The organism is Burkholderia sp. BKH01, assembly GCF_025685725.1.
In the GTDB taxonomy this organism is placed as follows: domain Bacteria; phylum Pseudomonadota; class Gammaproteobacteria; order Burkholderiales; family Burkholderiaceae; genus Burkholderia; species Burkholderia pyrrocinia_C.
Map to the genome: position 1 here is coordinate 364,311 of NZ_JAOTQT010000005.1, position 20,642 is coordinate 384,952.

The 20,642-nt window shown below is 65.0% G+C and carries 11 protein-coding genes; 5 read left to right on the top strand and 6 right to left on the bottom strand.

Translation table 11 applies throughout. From position 1 onward, the window contains the following. Positions 1-26: 26 nt before the first annotated feature. Genes OEJ37_RS11560 through OEJ37_RS11570 form a run of 3 tightly spaced genes read right to left on the bottom strand, consistent with a single transcriptional unit; the run spans position 27 to position 6,266 of the window. Positions 27-614, bottom strand: coding sequence for an SCO family protein (locus OEJ37_RS11560; protein ID WP_174419446.1), 588 nt, complete (start codon positions 612-614; stop codon positions 27-29). A 45-nt stretch (positions 615-659) separates the two neighbouring features. Beyond that, on the bottom strand, positions 660-1,142 hold the full coding sequence (locus OEJ37_RS11565; protein WP_263344350.1) for a c-type cytochrome: 483 nt from the start codon (positions 1,140-1,142) through the stop codon (positions 660-662). Between the two features lie 33 nt (positions 1,143-1,175). Next, on the bottom strand, positions 1,176-6,266 hold the full coding sequence (locus tag OEJ37_RS11570; protein WP_263344352.1) for a jacalin-like lectin: 5,091 nt from the start codon (positions 6,264-6,266) through the stop codon (positions 1,176-1,178). Between OEJ37_RS11570 and OEJ37_RS11575 the strand changes: the two genes are divergently transcribed. Continuing rightward, the gene (locus tag OEJ37_RS11575; protein ID WP_263344353.1) at positions 6,245-6,439 is read left to right on the top strand and encodes a hypothetical protein; all 195 of its coding nucleotides are present in this window, start codon (positions 6,245-6,247) and stop codon (positions 6,437-6,439) included. The two genes, OEJ37_RS11570 and OEJ37_RS11575, sit on opposite strands and share 22 nt — an antisense overlap. A 181-nt stretch (positions 6,440-6,620) precedes the next feature. Here the strand turns inward: OEJ37_RS11575 and OEJ37_RS11580 are convergent, their stop codons facing one another. Next, a complete protein-coding gene (locus OEJ37_RS11580; RefSeq protein ID WP_263344354.1) occupies positions 6,621-6,794 on the bottom strand; it encodes a hypothetical protein in 174 nt (57 codons plus the stop codon). Positions 6,795-6,822: 28 nt separating this feature from the next. Between OEJ37_RS11580 and OEJ37_RS11585 the strand changes: the two genes are divergently transcribed. Both OEJ37_RS11585 and OEJ37_RS35115 read left to right on the top strand, forming a co-directional pair. Then, positions 6,823-7,608, top strand: coding sequence for a hypothetical protein (locus tag OEJ37_RS11585; protein ID WP_263344355.1), 786 nt, complete (start codon positions 6,823-6,825; stop codon positions 7,606-7,608). Positions 7,609-7,709: 101 nt separating this feature from the next. Next, positions 7,710-7,808, top strand: coding sequence for a hypothetical protein (locus OEJ37_RS35115; RefSeq protein WP_411859256.1), 99 nt, complete (start codon positions 7,710-7,712; stop codon positions 7,806-7,808). A gap of 112 nt (positions 7,809-7,920) precedes the next feature. Here the strand turns inward: OEJ37_RS35115 and pbpC are convergent, their stop codons facing one another. Next, on the bottom strand, positions 7,921-10,332 hold the full coding sequence (pbpC, locus tag OEJ37_RS11595) for a penicillin-binding protein 1C (RefSeq protein WP_263344356.1): 2,412 nt from the start codon (positions 10,330-10,332) through the stop codon (positions 7,921-7,923). 54 nt (positions 10,333-10,386) lie between these two features. Continuing rightward, positions 10,387-16,386: an alpha-2-macroglobulin gene (locus OEJ37_RS11600; RefSeq protein WP_263344357.1), complete on the bottom strand. Its 6,000-nt coding sequence runs from the start codon at positions 16,384-16,386 to the stop codon at positions 10,387-10,389. A 307-nt stretch (positions 16,387-16,693) separates the two neighbouring features. On the opposite strand from OEJ37_RS11600, the gene OEJ37_RS11605 reads away from it, so the two are divergent. Together OEJ37_RS11605 and OEJ37_RS11610 are read left to right on the top strand one after the other, a co-directional pair. Then, positions 16,694-17,947, top strand: coding sequence for a lipoprotein-releasing ABC transporter permease subunit (locus tag OEJ37_RS11605; RefSeq protein ID WP_263344358.1), 1,254 nt, complete (start codon positions 16,694-16,696; stop codon positions 17,945-17,947). A gap of 687 nt (positions 17,948-18,634) precedes the next feature. Further along, entirely contained in the window at positions 18,635-20,593 is a 1,959-nt protein-coding gene (locus OEJ37_RS11610) for a Xaa-Pro dipeptidyl-peptidase (RefSeq protein ID WP_263344359.1), read from the top strand. Positions 20,594-20,642: the final 49 nt, after the last annotated feature.

Below are 20,642 nucleotides of genomic sequence, written 5' to 3' on the forward strand. Positions count from 1 at the left end.
CTGAAAAATAGTCGATCGATAGCCGTTCAAGCTTTTACCTGTGAGGCCAACGTAACGAGCAGACGGGCGACCTCTTCGGGTTTCGGGAAATCGACGGTGCGCAAACTCAGCATCGCATGATGATCGAAGAAAAATACTTGTCCGGTATGCCGATCAGGGCCAGTCGCTCGGCCATTCAGGACATCGAGCCACGCGTCGACCCTGGAGGCGCTGGGAATGACGCCCAACCAGGAATCCCGCGCCCCGAACCTGGCTAACCACTTTTTCATGGCCTGCGCGGTATCGCCTAGAGGGTCGATGCTGAACGAAACCAGTTGTAGCGGGAGTTTCTCTTTAGGCAGGTGGTCTTGTACCTGGGCAAACAACGCCCCCTGAATCGGGCAGGTTGCGCTGCAGCCGGTAAACATGAGTTGTAGCGCGGTTGCACGGCCAGTGAGCAGTTCGCGCAGGGTCGTTTTGCGTCCCGTGTGCAGCACGATATCCATATCCGGCACAGCGAGCGCGGGCTTGACAACCCCCGCGCTGTTGTGTGCGCCAGCCACACGAAATACGCCGGAGAGCGCCAAAGCCGCGGCGGTGCGCAGCACGGTTCTGCGCGGAAGAGAGTCTTTCACTGGGAACCTGCGTTGAAGTAAGGTTGGGGCGGCAACATCGGATGATCAAGGTGTCCGTGTCAAGTAAAGCCATATCGCGGCGCATTGTTCTCGGTCGACGTCGTACCTCGGCATGACGGAATTGACCATGACCTGAGCCGGGTCGATCCCTTCGCGCAATACCCGGCAAAACGCCGCCATGTCGTATGCACTCGCGGGGCCGCCACGCCGACGGCGATTTTCAGTCAGCATCGCCCCCGTGAGCGCTGGAGCGAAACCGGATTGACCGGGCTGCGCCGTCACGGCATGACAGTTGACGCATCGCGTCGCCGTTGACGGAAGATCAAAGCCTTGACCGACCAACCGAGCACGCATCGGCACAACTGCTTCATAGAGCCGCCTTCCTTGTTCGAACCTGGCGTCGTGCAACGCGACCGGCGCCTGCAGGCGAGTCAGGGCCAGCCAGCCGACCCCGACGCACGCTGCAACGCTCAATATCAATCGCCAGTTGCGGCCCACGCCATGTGAAACACGATTGAGTCCGTTCATGGCACAACCGGTGTCGGACCATACATCCAATCCTCAAGGGCCATAGATGACCCCGAGGGCGTTGATATAAGTCCCGCTGGCACCGGTGAAGCCATAAATCTTGTTGCCCGCCGGCACCGTGTAGTTAAACGGTGTGGTGTGGGTTTGCCCCTGATTGGCGCCGTACGGCCCGAAAATCTGCCCGGTGTTGGTGACAAAGCTGATCTGCGCGATCGTGGAGTCGCCTGCAACACCAAACACGCGAACCAGATATTGTCCGGCGGGCACCGTGAATGTCGCGGCATTGCCCCCGGCACCGCCACGGATCGCAAGCGTGCCGGACGCATTCACGCCTTGAATGCTGTCCAGCCACGCCCCGCCGCGAAGCTTCACGGCGGTCAGCGGTCCCGCGACGGTATCGGTAAATGCCGTACCCGCGGCGAGCGAACCAAAGACCGGCCCGGCGGTAGTCGGGCCAGGCTCCTCGGAGCCAATTTGCAACACATAGGCAGAAACGGATGCGAGGTCCGCCGCGCTCAAACTCAGGTTGGTGTGCGCCTTGATCGCGTCGTTGACCGTCGGTGCCGAGCCGTCATGCAGGTAAGGCCCGGTGGTCCATACGTCCCGCAACGTCGGTATCGTGAAACCGGGGAGCGGCCCTCCCAGACGCTTGCCGCTTCCTTCGTAAAGGGTACCGATATTTTGCAGGTCTCCGGTGGATGTTCCGGAGAATATGTAGTTATCCGTGAAGTTGGCGCCGCCGTGGCAACTCGCACACTTGGCAGCAAACACAGTCTTGCCTGTCACGGCTGCACTGGTCAGGGTGCCGTCCGAATTCCGGTTGGGGCTTGGGCTATAGACATCGAGGGACGTGACGTACGCAGCCAGCGCATCCAGATCCGGGCTCACGCCGGCTTTGGAATCGCCCAACTGCTGACTGCGGGTGCCGGTATTGAATTGCGCATTGGTCATTAAACCGGTGCCCTGTGCAAAAGTTCGAATTTGGCCCTCGAAGTCTTGCACCTCATCGAAATTACCGGTCCAGTGCATATTGCCTTCGCCGTTACCCGCACGTCCGCGCAAATTAATGGTGCGACGCAAGCCTTCACCGAGGCTCGTGAAATCCCAGACCCGGCCGTCCCGCGTTCCTTCGTTATGGCAGGACGCGCAACTCATCCAGCGATCCCGCGCCAGACGGGTGTCTTGTGCATCGTAGAAGTACTGTTTCCCCAGCAAAACGTTGGCGGGCAGTTTCTCCGTCCCGATGGTGGACACCGTGGCAAGTTGCGGTAGCGCCAAGATGCCATTCCGAAGCAAGGGATTCAGGTCATAGACCTCCACCGTGCGGTCCATGAAATTGCGAACATACAACTTGGTTCCGTCGGACGAAAGGCGCACTCCATCGGGCGCGCGACCCGCTGCAACGCGCAATATTTCGCGTTTGCCGGCCGCATCGAGCACGGCAATCTCACGCGAAGTTTCGAGCGAGACAAACAGGTACGCGCCATTCGGGTGATAAATGGCGTCGGTGGCGAAGCCGCTGTTGAGGTGGAACACCCGGCCCGCGAGATCTTCCGTATTGGTGCTCAGATTCAGGTGCGATGTCACCGCCCTGACCGTAGTCTGGAAATCCAGCGGATTACCGTCGCGGTACGTCCCGCGCTGGATATTGTCCTGCTTGGACGGTACCCACGCATTTGCGCCGTCCGGCGATATCGCGAGGGCGCCCAGGTAGTTGGGCACGCCACGCCCCGAGAGGATCGTATCGGGCAGGGTACTGAACTGCAGCACCATCTGGCGCACCTGTGCCAGGGTTCCGGGATTCAGCTCCGTCACGGTTCCGCCCGTTGGCACACCGTTCACACTGGTCTGCACGGACTTGGTGTTTTCGCCCGGCTGCGGCGCAGTGATAAAGCGGCTGGCGAACAGGCGCTTGCCATCGGCGCTCAAGGCAAGATGACGCACGCCGGGAACCGGAACGCTCGCGGTCTGATTCCATCTGGTGTCGAACTTCAGGACTTGCCCCGTGGCCTCCAGACTCACATACGTGCTGCCGTCGGATCCGATCAGTACACCGTAAGGCTGGGACGCGCGCGGCATGGCGACAGTCTTGACCACACTCAGGCTGCTGGTGCTCAGCACACTCACACTGGCAGACTCCTTGTTGGTCACGACAGCCGTCGTACCGTTGATGGCAACCGTGCGAGGTTCATTGCCGACCGGGATCTCGCCGACCAGGGAATTGCTGGCAGTATCGATCACGGACACGCTGCCGTTATCCGGGTTCACCACCCAGAGCCGATCGCTGGCCCCGCTGCGTTTCTCGACCGCGATGCCGGACGAACTCAGCGCACTGACGCCGGTACTGCTGCCGGATGTAACCGCCTGGACGAAGGTGCGCGTGACCGACACACCGCTGGCATTCTGCGCGGTTACCGTGACGGTATAGACGCCGGGGCCGGCATAGGTATGGCTGGCCGTGTTCTCTGAACTGGACGCGGTCGTCGGGCTGCCGTCGCCGAAATTCCACGTGTACTGGAAATTACCGGTACCGGAATCGGCCGTGTAATTGGCGGTGCTTCCACTGGCGATAGCCGCGGCATTGACGGGCTGAATGACGGGAAGAGGCGGTTGTATGACCCACGTAAAGCTGGTGCTGGCGCTGCCTCCGTTGGCGTCGCGGACCGTCGCGGTTACAGGGTAGCTGCCGGCCGCCGTCGGGAAGCCGGCGATGACGCCGGTGGCCTGATTGAGCGACACGCCGGGCGGCAGGCCTGTGGCGGAAAACGTCAGCGTACTTGAGCCGGGCTCGCTGGCAGACAGGGACAGCGAAGTCTGTACACCGACGTAGGATGTGGGCGGCGTTGGTGTTGCGATAGTGGGCGTGACGGTCCCAGTGTCGACCGCGCTGTACAACACGCCGAGCGCATTGAGGTATTGCCCCGCGCTGCCGGTAAAGCCGACGATTTGCATACCTGACGGCACCGTGTAGTCAAACGGTGTCGTGCGGGTTTGCCCCTGATTGGCGCCGTACGGCCCGAAAATCTGCCCTGTGTTGGTGACAAAGCTGATCTGCGCGATCGTGGACTCGCCCGCAACGCCATACACGCGAACCAGATACTGCCCGGCGGGCACCGTGAATGTCGCGGCATTGCCCCCGGCACCGCCGTGCATGGCAAGCGGGCCGGACGCATTCACGCCTTGAATGTTGTCCAGCCACGCCCCGCCGCGAAGATTCACGGCGGTCAGCGGTCCTGCGACGGTATCGGTAAATGTCGTACCCCCGCCAGGGGTTCCGTAGACTGGCCCGGCGCTCGACCGGGGCGCGGCGCCATGGACGTCCCACTCCAGGTTGGAACTGACTTGAGCTCTACCGTTGGCGACGGTAATGGTGGGGTAATACGTGCCCTGGGTAGTCGGGGTCCCGGTAATCGCACCCGTGGAGGTGTTGATGCTCAGGCCCGGCGGCAACCCGGTCGCACTGAAGGATATCGGCGCACCACCATTCGCGCCTGCCTGAACGGTCAATGACACTGCGGTACCCAGAAAGCCGGTTTGCGTGTCCGGAGGCGTGAGCGTGGGTGCGCCATTGCCGCCGACGGTGATCATTTTTGCAATCGACGGCGTGCCGTTGGCGTTCATGCCAAACAGCATGTACACGCCGGGAACGGCCCATCCGGAGTTGCTGGGGACATTGACCTGATAACTGTTGGCACTGTTGCTGCTGAAGGTGAGCGACAAGCGGCGCTGATCGTTGTTGACCGTATGCGTGGTCGACGCAATCCGTACCAGCGAAAACGCGGTGACAGCCGAATCCGTCGTCACATTGATGACGCTGCCGTAGCTGGCGTAATTGGGTGCGCTTGTGATGACAGGTCGCGTTGCAAGCGTGCCGTCCGCGTTGAGCAGATAATTCGGAGTCAGGATCTCCAGATCGGGATGATTCGCGGCACAACCTGCGCCGCACAATCCGCCGCCGGCCGCCAGCACACGACCGTCGGCCAGCAGCACCGCCACGCTGTGATAATTCCGCGGGACGATCATGGCCGGCATCATGGTAAAGGTTTCAGTGACGGGGTCGAATATCTCCGGTTGCATCACTGAGTTGCTGTCCGTGAACTGCGCTCCAATGGTCATCCCGCCGATGATGACGACCTGACCGTTCGGCAACACGACGGAATTGTGATACGAGCGCGCATAGTTCATCGGATTGATCTTGCGCACGTTCACGCCGGTGTTCAAATCGATGACGTAGGCGGTGTTGCTCGATGCCGCATTCATATTTTCCGGCGACCCGCCGACTTTCAATACTTTGCCGGTGTCGTACATGACGGTGTTGCCATGGAACGCAAATGCATCGTCACCCCGGGCTCCCGCGCTCACGACGCTGCCGTTGCCTTGCGTGCTGATCCAGTGCATCTGTTCGCCCGGACCGGCATGAAAGACCTTCCCGTTACCGGCAGGGATCAGCCACAAGTGGCTGTCCGCCACATAGAGATCGGGAGAACTTTTTCCCGGCTCCATGAAAGGCGTGATTGGCACGCCGCTCAGAAGGCTCCAGTTCCCGGTCGAGGGCGCCCAGATTTCGGCATTCTTGTTGGTCGTCCCTCCCAGCCAGGATCCCCCCAAGGTCATCACCGAACCATTCGCGAGCACCGTGTTGGAATTGTAGGCTCGCGGAATGTTCAGGACACCCGATGATGCCCACGTGTTGGACACAGGGTCATAAATGCTGGTCTTGGAATCGTCTCCCCCGCCTGCGATCAGTAGACGGCCATCCATCAAGTTGCTGGAGCCCGAGCAGAACATCTCATGCCCCGTATTGCTTACCAGGACGTCCGTGGACGTATTGGTGTTCGGGTCATATAAAGTCGAATAGGTCTGAGCGCCCCCAGTGCCGGACTGGCTCATCGTAAAGTTGAAGCGAGAGTCTGCCGAGAACAGCAAAACCTTGCCGTTGGGCAACGGAGAGGCAAAGGTAGGGACGAGGGACAGCGTGGTGACGTTGGACCATTGCGACCTCGCAGGCGTAGCGATTGTCTGATATTGACTACGCTGACGCGTCAGGTTCGAGACGAAATCATCGGCGCCCGCGGGGCTTGTCGACGAGTCGCCGCCGTTACATGCAGAAAGCATCACGGCCATTATTGAAATCAATGGGACTAGAAGGCGGCACATTGACAGATTCCCTTGAATATTTTTATTTCAACGAAAAAATGCGGGCATGCGAGCTAACGCATGCGCGCCAGACGTTTCGCCGGATCAGCGATGAAAATCCGCTGGATCCCTTTGATTTACGCGCTGCTGGCGAAGCCTGACTCGGGAGCCTGAAATCGACGTCGAAAGGCACAATGTCTGGCGGCTGAACCTGACGTAGAAAAAGCCATTGCAATTCACATGGACCGGACGAAACCCGAAGCTCGTCCACTTGCTCGTCGAGCACCCCTTTGTCTCTCATATCTCCGACCTGCAACTAAATCATGATTTTTTTGCGCTTGGTCAGCGCACCGATTGCGCAATTCGAGAAAGTTGCTTATGAAAATGCAAGCTTGCTCCGGCCAAGCCATTCAACTCGTCCTCGATCACGCCATCCAATGTCATGCAGATGACATGCCATTTCTTTTCCGAACATGGGGGGAAGAAAAATATGCGGCCAGAGTAGTCGAGCAACATCCCTCTCTTATGTGCTTCAGATGACAGAATGCAGGTTTGTCACCGCAAAATTAACAATCATGCAGCGGGCCCGAACCTCGAGGCGACACTGCGCGCGAAAGGGACGCTTGCCGATCGGTGGCGATTTTTATGGAACTGCTCATTATTTCTGGTGACGTTATTCGACACGAAGCGCATCAGGACTCGCGACGTCGTCGTGGTCAGCAACAAGGTCGCGTATGTAGCGCTCGACACCGAGGCCGACCGTTGGCTCGACGTGCCGGGCATGCGGATCGAGAAAGCCGAGGGCGCCGGATTCTGGCCACGCCACATTTGGCGCACCTGTCAGTCAGCAACCGAACGACATTGCCGCCTCGGCGAAGCTTGTTGCGGCGTTTCCGGCATCTTCCTCGACGACCGCCGGCTAGAATGGTTCTGCGTTTTTCCAACAACCCGAAAGCAGTTGAACAATGTCCTTCGCCATGTACTCGGGCTCGATGCGGGTTCGGATAATCAATCGCAATCGTCGTTGTGGATCGAATGCATGAATCTGAACGCCATGATCGATGGTATGGGATCCGGGGAAATCTCCTTCGACTCGCTTGTATTTCGGGCTCAATGTCGCTGCCGCCTCCCTGACGTGCTCTTCGCTATCGCACGATCCGATGTTGTCCTCATCGAAATTGGCGAGCCCGCGAGTCATGGCCATCGCGTGTCGCGACTCGAATCCAAGGTGACGAAGGCGATCTTGACCTTGCCCTCTTGTTCTCCGAAGAGTTTCTTCGCCCCGGGCGGGGTCGAGCATCGTGGCCGAGTCAATGCCCTGACAGCTTAGGATGTCGAATAAAAGCAAGAGTACGTTGCCACGATAGTCCTGCGGCAATACTCGCCGTCCCCACAGTGATCTTCAGTCTCTATGGCACGAATTTCGAGAACATGCCCGAGTTGAAGGTTTCATCGGGTTATCCGATGACGCTTGGCGTGATGTTGACGGGAGGCGCGGCCCTGGATCGACAACTCGGACACTCCGGCTAAATTCAGGTCACGCGCGGCTTCCCAGGCAATTCCGAGCGAAAGAGAACCGAACGATTCGAGCGCGCCTCGTTGGTGCCTTCCTGCCCTCACTCCCTGTTCACGTCGCTCCCGGTTACTGCTCGAGCCCGACCGCCAGCGGCCGCTGGTCGCTGCGGCCATGATCGTCCACCACCCGCACCGTATAACCGCCGGCCGTGCGCGGCTGCCAGAACAGCGCGTCGCCCGGCGCGCTGCGGCCGACATACGCATCGTTGACGAACCAATAGAGCGCATGCGCGCTCGCATCGGCCGTCGCGTTGAACGCGATGCGCGTATCGTCCGCGCTCTTCACGCGCATCGCATAGGTACTGCCGCGCAGCGGCGACGTGATGCGCGGCGGGTCGCCATCCACTTGCCCGGCGTCGCGGCAGTCCGCATTCTGCGGCGGCCGCCGGCGCGGAATGCCGGCCTGCACGAACACCTGCTGCAGGTCCGACGGCCAGAACTCGAAGATCTCCGTATGCGTATGCTTGCCGTCGTACGGCGGGCATGCGGCCTTCCCCGTCGCATCGTCGATCACGACGGGTCGGTGCACGGTGCTCACGCGGATCGGCGACGTGCCCGGAATGAACCACGTCCAGCCCTGCTGCGGGCACCATTCGTTCGGCAAGTCGCCGCTTGCAAGGCAGATCCGCACGCGCTTCAGGTGCGGCGGCACCGCGCGCGGCGGCTCGACGAGCGTGCGCTCGGCGTTCAGCGCATCGACGACCTGGAAGAACAGCGGTGCGGCCGCATCGACGCCGACGAAGGCCGTGTTGGTCGAATTGTCGAAGTTGCCGACCCACACGACCAGCACATACGGGCCGAACACGCCGGCCGTCCACGCATCGCGAAACGACCAGGACGTTCCGGTCTTCCAGTAGACGGGCACGCCCGACGGCTGCGCGCCGCTCGTCTCGTCCGGGCGCAGGTGCTGGCGCAGCATGTCCATCGTCATGTAGCTCGCCTCCGCGCTCAGCAGGCGCCGGCCGGGCGCGGCCGGTTGGTCCGCGCGCAGCCGCAGCGGCCGGAACTCGCCGCGATTCGCGAGCATTGCGTAGAGCGCCGCGAGATCCTGCATCGTCACTTCGCCGCCGCCGAGCACGAGCGCGAGCCCGTAGTGCTGCGCGCTCGCGAGCCGGCGCACGCCGGCTTCCTGCAGGAATCCATACAAATCGGGCGACTTGAGCTGCGACGCGACCCACACGGCCGGCACGTTGCGGCTGCGGTTCAGCGCATCGGTCGCGGTGATCGGCCCGAGGAAATGGCCGTCGAAATTCTCCGGCGCATACGGGCCGAACGCGGTCGGCACGTCGCGCAGCACGGTCTGCGGATGCAGCACGCCCTGGTCGAAACCGAGCGCATAGATGAACGGCTTGAGCGTCGAGCCCGGCGAGCGCCGCGCGAGCGTGCCGTTCACCTGCCCGTCGATCGTGCGATCGAAGAAGTTCGCGGAGCCGACCAGCGCCTTCACGCCCATGTCGCGCGTATCGACGAGCAGTGCGGCTGCATTGCGCACGCCGCGCGTGTCGTTGCGAGCGACGTAGCGCGCGATCTGCCGTTCGAGCGTGCGCTGCAGATCGAGATCCAACGTCGTCACGAGCCGCGCGCCGGCGTCGTTCGTGTCGTCGGCGTTGCCCGATGTCGTGCGCCATGCGTTGCGCACGGCAAGCGCCTGGTCGACCGCGTGCGGTGCGTCGAACGGCAGCGCCGACAGCGGCCGCATCGCCAGCGGCAACGCGAACAGCGGCTTGAGCGACGCATCGCGCGGGTGCTTCGTCAGCCAGCGTGCGTATAGCCGGTTGCGCGACGCGGCCAGCACGCGATTGATCTCGTCCTGCCCGCCGCGCACGCGCCGCGCCGGGTCCTGCGGAATCACCGCGAGCGCGAGCGCCTCGGGCAACGTCAGCGCGTCGGGCATCCGGTCGAAATAGACGACGCTCGCGGTGCCCGCGCCTTCGACATTGCGGCCGTATGGCGCATCGTTCAGATAGGCTTCGAGAATCTGCCGCTTCGAGTAGAAAAGTTCGAGCTGCACCGCGCGCGCGACCTGCTCGAGCTTGCCGGCCGGCGTGCGCGTGTTCAGCCGCCACAGCGAGCGCGCGAGCTGCATCGTCAGCGTCGATCCGCCCTGCGGATTGCCGCCGCGCACGTACGTGATCCACGCGCCGCGCGCGAGCCCGTACGGGTTGAAGCCCGGATGCCACCGGAACCAGCGGTCCTCGTGCAGCATCACGGCTTCGACGAGCTGCGGCGACATACGGTCGAGCGGCACCCACAGCCGGTAGCGATCGTCCTTCGCTAGCGTCAGGCGCAGCAGCCGGCCATGCGCGTCGACCACCGCGACCGACGACGGCTTCCAGTCGCACAGCGGCGGGTGCGGCCATAGCCGGCATACGGCCAGCGCGCCGAACACGAGCAGCGCGCCGGCGATCCAGTTCTGCCAGCGATGCAGCCAGCGGCCGGCGCCATGCAGCGCCCGCCGGAGCACGGATGCGTCAGCCACGCGTGAGCGCTCCTCGCATCCGGCGCGGCATGCAAGGCCGGTGCAGCCGCATCGTCATCGCACGCGCTCCACCGTCAGCGTCGTGCCGCCCGGCGCCTGCGCCTGCACGCGGCGGTCGTACATCGACTCGCCGTACGCGGGCGGCGCGACGAAACGGCCCGCGTTGCTCGCCTTGATCCGGTAGACGAACTCGCGCACGTCGGTCGTCGCGGTGCCGTAGATCACCACGCGATCCTCGCGCACGTCCGCGAACTGCGGCTGCCACGTCGAACCCGTCACGCCGATCGGCGAGCGCCATGGTGCATCGGCCGCCGGCGCCGACGCGCCGCCGTCGCCATTGCCGTCGCCGTCCTGCGCGTCGGTCGCGGGCGGCGGCGCGATCACCGGATCGAAGCCGCCCGGCAGCAGGTCGACGATCGCGATGTTGCCGACGTTCGCCGAACCCGTCGCGCGGATCTTCAGGTGTACGTCGATTTCCTGGCCGAGCGTGATCCTGTCGAGCGGCTTGCCGTTAGTGTCGGTGTAGTCGCGCACGATCTCGAGCCCGTTCTTGATCGCCTTCGTCGACGTGCCGCGGTCGTAGCCCGACTGGCTTGCAACCCACCACGCGGGCAGCGCACTGCCGTTCACGAAGTCGACGCGCGACGCACCGGCCGCCCACGTGCCCGAGCGCACGAGGTTCGCCTGGATCGAAGACACGTCCTTCGGCGCGGCGCCCGCACGCACCTCGTCGATCGCGAGTTGGTCGAGCTGGCCCACGTTCGACGCCGCATACGCATCGAGCGCGAGGATCGTCATCGCCGACGACAGCGTGTTGTAGCGGTTGTCGACCAGCGGCGCGGCGATGTTGTCCATCGCACGCGGCGACAGCTTGCGCACGCGCTCCGGGAAGTGCTTCGCGAGCAGGTACAGCACGCTCGCGTCGCGCGTCAGCGGATCGATGTAGTAGCCGGTCACGTAACCGCCGTCGGACGCACGCTTGCGTTCGAGCAGCGCCTGCGGGCCCGCGATCAGCGCGGCGGCCTCCTTTTCCTGCTTCAGCAGTTGATACGACGCGGCCAGCCACGCGGCCGCGAGATCGTTCTTCCAGTCGTTCGGATACGCATCCTGCAGGCGCTTCTGCACGGCCGCGAGGCTGTTGGTCGTCACGTTGCCCTGGCGCGTCAGCAGGTACACCGCGTACGCGCGCTGCCGCAGCAGGTCGAGCGAGCCGAGCGAATCGTTCGCCGCGAGCTTCTGCAGATACTGGTTGCCCGCGTCGAGCATATCCTTCGGCACGGCCGTGCCGCGCTCACGCGCGTCGAGCAGCACGTGCATCGCGTACGCGGACACGAACGGATCGGCATCGGGCGTCGCGCTCCACAGGCCGAAGCCGCCCTGCGCGTTCTGCCGGCTGCGCAGCACACCGAGGAACTGCGTGATTGCGCTGGCATTTGCTGCATCGGCGCCGGCTTCGGGCGCATGCATCGCGCTCGTCAGCGCACGCACCGACAGCCACTTCGACGCGAACACGCGCGGTACGGCCGCGCTCACCATCTGCTCGCTGCAGTAATGGTCGAAGTTGACGAGATACGACGACAACCCTTCGGACAGCACGAGCGGCGCGGTCGAGATGCTCGCGTCGCGCGACGCATACGCGTCGTACATCGGCCGCAGGTTCGGCACGCTCGCCTTCTTGCCGGCATCCAGCCGCGCGATGTCGAGCTGCGTGCGGAACGCGGCCGCCGGCCGCACCGACACGTCGACGCGCTGCTGCGCACCCTTCGCGCCGTAGCGCGCGCCGAACGACAGCATGCCCGAGCCGAGCGTGTCGGTCGCCTTCACGCGGAACAGCGCGACGCCCTCGTGCTGCGGCGCGAGCGCGACGTTCCGCGTCGCCGGCCCGATCACCTGCAACTGCGGGCCCGTCTTCAGCGTGACCGCGACCGGCACCGGCTGGCTGCCGACGCCCGTCAGGTTGTTCGCGACGCCGACGCTGACGTCGGCCTCGTCGCCCGGTGCAAGCGTCGTCGGCACGTTCGGCGACAGCACGAAATCGCCGCGCACCGTCGTCGCGCCTTCGAACGTGCCGACCAGGTCCGGCGACACCGACACGGCCATCACACGCAGTTTCCCGTTGAAGTAGTCGGGCACCGTGTAGCTCACACGCGTGTCGCCGTTCACGTCGACGATCCCCGACCAGTAGACGACCGGCTTGTCGCGCTTGCGCTTGAACGGGTTCAACTGGCGGCCGATCGCGTCGTCGGCGTCGCCGCCGGGCGCGGCCATCGCCATCAGCTTCTCGAAGTCCGGCAGGATCAGGTCGAGAATCTGCGACGTGCCGACTTCGAGCATCCGCTTGCGGAAGAAGAACTTCAGCGGATCGCCGAGCTTGTAGCGCGCCACCTGCAGGATGCCTTCGTCGACGGCGAACACGACGACCTTCGCGGGTTTCGCCGAATGCACGGTGAAGGTGGCGGTTTCGCCCGGCTTCACGAGCGCCGGCGCATCAATGGTCAGCGCATTGCGGCGCGCGTCGAGGTTCACCGAGAACGGCACGACGCCGTAGCTCAGCGGGCTCATGAAGATCTCGTCCGACGACGGATCGCGGATGTACTGCACGTTGATGTAGCCGTTGCCTTCGAAGCCGGCCGGCACCGTGATGTGCTGGATCGAGCTCGTCGTGTCCGCATGGAACCATGCGTGCGCATACACCTTGTCGCGCTCGATCGTGATCAGGCCGCTGCCCGCGTAAGGCGCGCGGATCGCGATCTCGACCTGCTCGCCCGGCTTGTAGTCGTGCTTCGCGAGGCTCACCTGCAGCTCGGCGTTGCGGTCGAGCGAACGCGTGACGTTCGCGTCGCCCGTGACCGAATACTCGATCCGGTTCACCGCGGTGCCGTCCGCGCGGCGGATCACGAGCGCATAGCTGCCCGGCTTGTCGGTGCGCAGCGCGAAGTCGAGCCCGGCAGCCGGAATCGTCAGCGGCTTCTCGTCGACCGGCACTTCCTTCAGCCGCGAATCGTATTTGTACGCGCCGGAATCCTGCTTGGTCAGCACCGACACGTAGCGTTCCTCGACGAGTTGCGCGCGCAGGTCCTTCACGTCGATCGCCTTCGCGCCCGGGTCGATCGCGACGAGCCGCACCGTGCGCGGGCTGCCGCGTTTCACATAGCCGAGATCGTCGACCGACTTGTAGCCGACGAGCCAGTCGTTGTTCGACACGAGCGTCTGCGCGTTCGCGGCGACGTTGCGCCCGCCTTCCGCTTCATATGCCTTCGCCTGGAAGTAGAGCTGGTAGGTCGCGTCCGCGTACTTGTCGAGGTCGAGATCGAACTCGGCATGGCCGTGGTCGTCGGTCGTGCCGTCCTGCAGCGTCGTCGTATAGCCTTCCTTCGCGCGGCGTGCGTCGAAGAAGCGATAACCCTGCCAGCTGCGGAACGACGGCCATACCGGGCGCAGCGTCAGCGTCGCCGCGACGCGGCGTTTCTCCGCCGGCGTGCCGAACAGGTTCTGCGCATCGACGATGCCCTTCAGCCCCTTCGGCTTCACCCATCCTTCGACGACCTGCTGCGACAGCTTCGCGTCGACCTTCATCCGGTCGGGCAGGAACTCCTTCACCTGCACCGTCGTGCTGCCGATCGGCTCGGCGCCCGGCTGGCCGTCCTTGACGATGTACAGGTTGACCGTCCACGTGCCGGTCGGCGACGTTTCGGCCGTCGTATAACCAAGCTCCGTGAAGCCCGTCGCATCGACGGTCACCGGCTTGCGCTCGACGGTGATCCCGCGCGGGTCGACGATCTCCGCCTGCAGCGGCACGCCGGCCGGGCTGCGCGCCCAGCTCGCCGCGCGCACGATCAGGCCGATGTGGAACGGATCGCCGGGCCGGTACAGGCCGCGATCCGAGAACAGGTATGCGGACAGCTGCCCCTGGCCCGTCGCGTTGCGTTCGCCGTCGACGTCGAAGCGCGAGAAATCGAGCTGGCGATCGCGGCCGGCCACCGGCAGGAACGACAGGTCGCCGTCCTTCTTCACGACATACAGTTGCGGACGCTTCTCGCGGTCGAGCCCCTTGAACGCGGGGAAATGCACGACGCCGTCGGCGCTGGTGGTCTGCGAGAACAGCGTCTGGCCGTTCACCGCGAGCACCGACACGGTTGCGCCCGCAACCGGACGGCCGTTGCGGATCGACTGGATGAACACGTCCTGGCTGCCGTCCAGCGCGCGCTTGACCAGCATCCCGAGATCGGTCACGACGATCAGGCGCGTGTCGCCGAGCGCGTGGTCGCTGTCATCACTGTTGCCGTTGCTGTCGCCCGAATCGGCGTTGTCGGACTGATCCTGGCTACTGTCGCCCGACGAAGCATCGCCATCCTTCGCATCGTCGGCCTTCTTCTCGGCCGCCGGATCGTATTTCGACAGGTGCAGCAGGAACACGCCGCGCTTGCCGCCCTTCAGGTACTGACCGAGATCGACGCCTTCGTAATGCGCCTTGCCGGGGTCGCCGGCCGGGAACGCGCGCGTCTGCACGAAACGCTCGACGATGTGATCCTCGCTGAACGAATACGACAGCTCGGGCCGCGCGTACGTGCCGTTGTTGAAGCTCACCAGATGCTGGAGCTGGTCGGGCAGCACGCGGCCGATCTCGACCTTCATGCCCGGCAGGTTGCGCGATACGACCGACAGCCGCTTGCTGCCGCTCATCGACAGCAGCGAACCGTCGGCCATGAAGCGCAGCAGCTTCGGATAGTCGGGCACCGTGAACGCGGTCGTCACCGGCGCGCCGAGCAGATAGCCGCCGGCCGATTTCAGGTCGCCTTCGAAACGTACGACGATGCGGTCGCCCGGTGTCGCGTGATACTTGAAGCTTTGCAGCGTCGCGAAGTCGTTCTCGGTCGGCACCGCCGCGAGCGGCAGCGGCTTCGACTGCTTCAGCACCGCGTCACTGATGTCGGCCACGTTCCATTCGTACGGCGGATCGTCGTCGGACTGATCGACGCCCGGCTTGCGCTTCGGCAGCACCCACGCCTTCGCGCGCGCGGCGAGATCGGCGCTGCGCACGCCGTCGGACGCTTCCGCGACGAGCACCTGCTCGGGCTCGTAGCGCTCGTTGTCGACGAGCGTCGGCGCGACGTTGCCGATGGTCAGGCTGTAGAGCCCCGGCACGCCGACCGACGCGTGCAGCGCCGCCGGCGTGCCGTCGCCGCCGCGCGCGCTCTTCACGCCCTTGTCGACGTCGAGCCGCACCGACAGCGGATCGCGCGGAATCTCGAGCGGCGGCGAATAGACCCACGCGCTCGTCTTCATCTTGTCGTAGTTGACCGTATAGCGCAGCGGCGACGCGGTCTTGCCGTCGCGGCCGACCAGCACGAGGCCGATGCGCTTCTCGAGCTCGGCCGGATCGACCGGATAGTTGAAGCGCAACTGCAGCAGCGCCTGCTTCTCCGCCGGATTGTCGGGATTCTGGTAGAACCGGTTGTCGCCCGACTGCGCGGTGAAGGCCGGCAGGTCGAACGCGAAATGGTCGTCCTGCATCACCACCTGCGGCGCGAACACCTGGCGCACCGCGAAGCGCACCTCGACGTGCGCGCCGACCGGCCAGTCGGCCGCCGGCGTGAAGCGCAGCGTCTTGTCGTCGGCCCACTCCCACGCGCCCTTCAGCGCGGGCGTCATCTCGATGCCCTGCCCGGCCGGCTTGCCGACCAGCTCGATCGGCGCGGCCGATCGCGCGAACGCCACTTCGAGCGGATGCACGGTGATCTTCGGCTTGTCGCTGTCGTCGACCTCGTAGGTCGTGATCGCCGGCGCCTTCACGGTAAAACCGACTGTCTCGGGCTCGGGCGGCTTCGGGCGATGCTTGAACCAGTATCCGCCGTAGCCGAGCGCGGCCGCGAGCAGCACGATGCCGCCGGCATGCCATGGGCGGCGGCGCACGGCCGTGGCGGTGATGCCCGCCCACGCGGGCGCCGTCCACGACACGTTGCCGACCAGCGGCCGCAGCACGCGGCCGAGCAGGCGCCAGACGAAGCCCGCCGCGCGAATCGGCAGGAGCAGCAGGAAACGCAGCAAATCCATTTTGTTATTTCCTTGTCAAGGACGTGCTGCCGGCTGCGGCGACGTACCCCGAGATTTATTGGTCTGTGACGGCGCGGCCCTGGTTGCGCCGTAAATGCTTGGAATGTTTTGTTCGACCGGATGCTGGCCGACATTATGGGTCAGAGCCGAAACGATGGAAATATGGATGTGTCGGCGCGCAACGCAGGCGAATGACCGGCCGGTCGGCTAGCCATTCCGCCCGCCCCCCGACCTCTGCACGCACTCGCGCCGCGTTCGCTAGAATGCGCGGCTCGACGTGGTTCGTATCGAATTGAAAGGAAACCGCTTGAAACTCCCGTTCGAATGGCAGATCGGGCTGCGCTATGCGCGCGGCGGCCGGCGCGCGGCCGGCGACGGCTTCGTGTCGTTCATTGCCGGCGCCGCGATGGCCGGCATCGCGCTCGGCGTCGCCGCGCTGATCGTCGTGCTGTCGGTGATGAACGGTTTTCGCACCGAGGTGCGCGACCGGATGCTGTCGGTGCTCGCGCATGTGGAGATCTTCTCGCCGTCCGGCGCGCTGCCCGACTGGCGGCTCACCGCGCACGAATCGCTGCGGAACCCGGCCGTGCGCGCCGTCGCGCCCTATGTCGACGCGCAGGCGCTGCTGACGAACGCGGGCAGCGTGACGGGCGTCGCGCTGCGCGGCATCGATCCCGTGCTCGAGCCGCGCGTGTCCGAGATCGCGCGCAAGCTGAAGACCGGGCGCCTCGACGCGCTCGTGCCGGGCGAGATGGGCATCGTGCTCGGCGCCGCGCTGGCTGACGCGCTGCACGTGAAGATCGGCGACCGCATCACGTTCTTCGCGCCCGGCAACAGCGCGCGCATCGGCGATGCGCTGCCGCGGTTCCGGCAGTTCAACGTGGTCGGCACGTTCGAGTCGGGCCACTATCAATACGACAGCGCGCTTGCGTACATCCACATCAGCGATGCGCGGAAGCTGTTCAACGTGCCCGCGCCGACCGGCATCCGGTTGCGTCTCGACGATCTGCAGCGCGCGCCGGACATCGCGCTGGCGCTGTCGCGCACGCTGTCGGGCGATCTTTATATCCGCGACTGGACGCGGCAGAACCGCACGTGGTTCGAAGCCGAGCGACTTCAGAAGCGCATGCTGTCGCTGATCCTGATGCTGATCGTCGCGGTCGCCGCGTTCAATCTCGTGTCGTCGCTGGTGATGACCGTCACGCAGAAGCAGGGCGACATCGCGATCCTGCGCACGCTCGGCGCGCCGCCCGGGTCGATCACGAAGATCTTCGCGATCCAGGGGATGACGATCGGCCTCGCCGGCACGCTGGCGGGCGTCGCGCTCGGCTGCGCGATCGCGGTCAGCATCCCGTGGGTGCTGCCGGCGATCGAGCAGTTGCTCGGCATCCGCTTCCTGACGCCGTCCGTGTATTTCCTCAGTTCGCTGCCGTCGAAGCTCGCGGCGATCGACGTGATCGAGATCGCCGCGGCCGCGTTCCTGATGTCGTGCGTCGCGACGCTGTACCCGAGCTGGCGTGCCGCGCGAGTGCGGCCGGCCGAAGCGCTGCGCGACGAATAGGCGCGGCGTCCGGCGCGGGCGTTACGCGATGTCGTGGAAACCGACGCTGTTGCCGTCGTCCGGCGTGACCGAAATCGTCATGGCCCTCTCCCTCCTTTCAGACTGTTTTTGATTGTTTGCGGATGGATGCGAGCGAAGTTGACACCGATTCCGCAAGGATTGGTGGCCGCGTGCCGTGCACACACATCGAAACTTTGTTTGACACAAACTAAAAAAGTTTGACACGTAGATTTCACTGAGATAAGTTTGCGCAAGCTTCCGGAAAGAAATCCGGCCAGCCATGCCGACACGCGTCGCGCTTTCCTGCCGTTGCAGCACCGTCGTTCGCAACACCCCCGCCTCATCGCATCGTGCCGTTCCGTTTCATCTGAAACCTGAAGGAAGGTCGGGCATGCCCACATTTGATTCGCACTCCTGCATTGATATCGCGCTGCCGGCACCGCTTCGACCGCGCGGCCCGAACCGACCGCCTCGCTGACGCTTTCCGGTCGGGGCGATGCAGTCGCCCCGACGCTCGCCGGTTTGCGCGCCGCATCACGCGCGCCGACACCGGCCGTGACATCCGGGCGTCTCGCCCGGCGCTTTCGAAGGTGCAGTTCCGCTTCATCCGATGCAGCACCCGGCCGGGCCGCAGGGGGCATATCGCGGGCCGGCCGGTTCCGGACAAACACAACAACGAGGTCGACAATGAACATTCATCGAACCGGATTGCGGCGCGCATGGCTTCCCGCGCTCGTTGCTGCCGCGACGCTCGCCGCGTGCGGCGGCGACGACGGCGGCAGCGTGGTGGGTGCATCTGCGCTCGCGCAAGGCCAACAGGAGGGGGCCGCCGCATCGGCGGCCGATACGCAGTCGCTGGCGTCACGCATCTCGCCGTCCGGCGTCCCGTACGCCAACCCGGCCAGCGGCGGGCGCTACCGGCCCGTGATCGCGAACGGCCAGGTGCAGCCGTCGCTGTCGGGCGGCACGATCGAGGAGAACGCGTGGGTCGACACGCCGGTCGATTCCGACGGCGACGGCACGCGCGACCGCGTCCACGTGCGCATCGTGCGCCCGGCCGAAACCGCGAACGGCGCGCGCACGCCCGTCATCGTGCTCGCGAGCCCGTACTACGCAGGGCTCGCCGACAGCCCGAACCACGACGTCGACGTCGAGCTCGACGGCACGCCGCATCCGGCCGCGAGCGCCTCCGCATCGGCATCGACGTCCGCGCGCATCATGGCCGCCGCGCCGCAGACGCGGATGCTGCAGCAGGTCGAAGCGGCCGCCGCCGGGCGCTCGTGGATCGAAGGCTACTTCGTGCCGCGCGGCTTCACGATCGTCTATGCGGATTCGCTCGGCACCGCCGGCTCGGACGGCTGCCCGACGATCCTCACGCGCGACGAATCGGTCGCGATGGCGTCGGTGATCCGCTGGCTCGGCCGCGACGCCACCGCGAAGGACGCGAGCGGCAAGACCGTCGTTGCAAACTGGTCGACGGGCCACGTCGGCATGTACGGCGTGTCGTACGACGGCACGCTGCCGAAGATGGTCGCGAGCCTGCGCACGCGCGGGCTCGATGCGATCGTGCCGGTCGCCGGGTTGTCGAACATGTACGGCTATTACCGCTCGGGCGGGCTCGTGCGCGCGCCGGAAGGCTATCAGGGCGAGGACGTCGACGTGTATATCAAGGCGCTGCTGACAAACGCGCATCCTGAGCGCTGCACGCACCTGATCGACGAAGCGTTGCAGAAGGAAAACCGCACGACCGGCGACTATTCGCCGTTCTGGGCCGCGCGCGACATCCCGACCGCGTTCGCGGTCGCGCCGGCACTCGTCGCGCAGGGGCTGACCGACGACAACGTGCGTGTCGACCAGTCGACGTCGTGGTATCTCGCGATGCGGCGCCAGGGCGTGCCGACGCAGCTTTGGCTGCATCGCCTGAAGCACACCGATCCGACGCGCGTGCCGGCGATGGCCGATGCGTGGACCGCGGAGGTGAACCGGTGGTTCACGCGCTACCTGATCGGCTTTGACAACGGCGTCGAACACGATCCGCGCGCGGTGATCGAGCAGGCGGACGGCAAGCTGCTGAAGGAAGCCGACTGGGCCGCGCGCCATGCGACGCCGGTTTCGTATTTCGCGGGCGGCGACGGCGCGGGTACCGGCACGCTGCTGCGGATGCCGACCGGCGGCCCGCTCGCACGCTTCACCGACGATGCGCGCATTACCGCGCTCACGCTGGCGAATGCGCCGACCGGCGAAAACCGCAGCCGCTTCGAGACCGCGCCGTTCACGGCCGCGACGCGCCTTTCCGGCACCGCGACGGCAAAGGTCAGGCTGACCTTCACGGGCGTGGCCAACGTGACGGCGCTGCTGGTCGACCGCGCACCGGACGGCACGGCGACGATCGTCACGCGTGCATGGACCGACCCGCGCAACCGGCTGTCCGACTGGCTGTCGGAACCCGTGCTGCCGGGGATGCCGTACGACCTGAAGCTGACGTTCATGCCGCGCGACTACAAGCTCGAAGCCGGCCACCGGCTGGGGCTCGTCGTGCTGTCCAGCGACAACGAGGCGACGCTGCGGCCGACGCCGGGCACGGGCCTGACGCTCGATCCCGCCGGCACGGCGGTGACGCTGCCGCTGGTTTCGGCTTCGTCCTGAGCGGGCGCGCGTGACGCAAAGCGGACGGCGACCAACGTCATCTCGACGT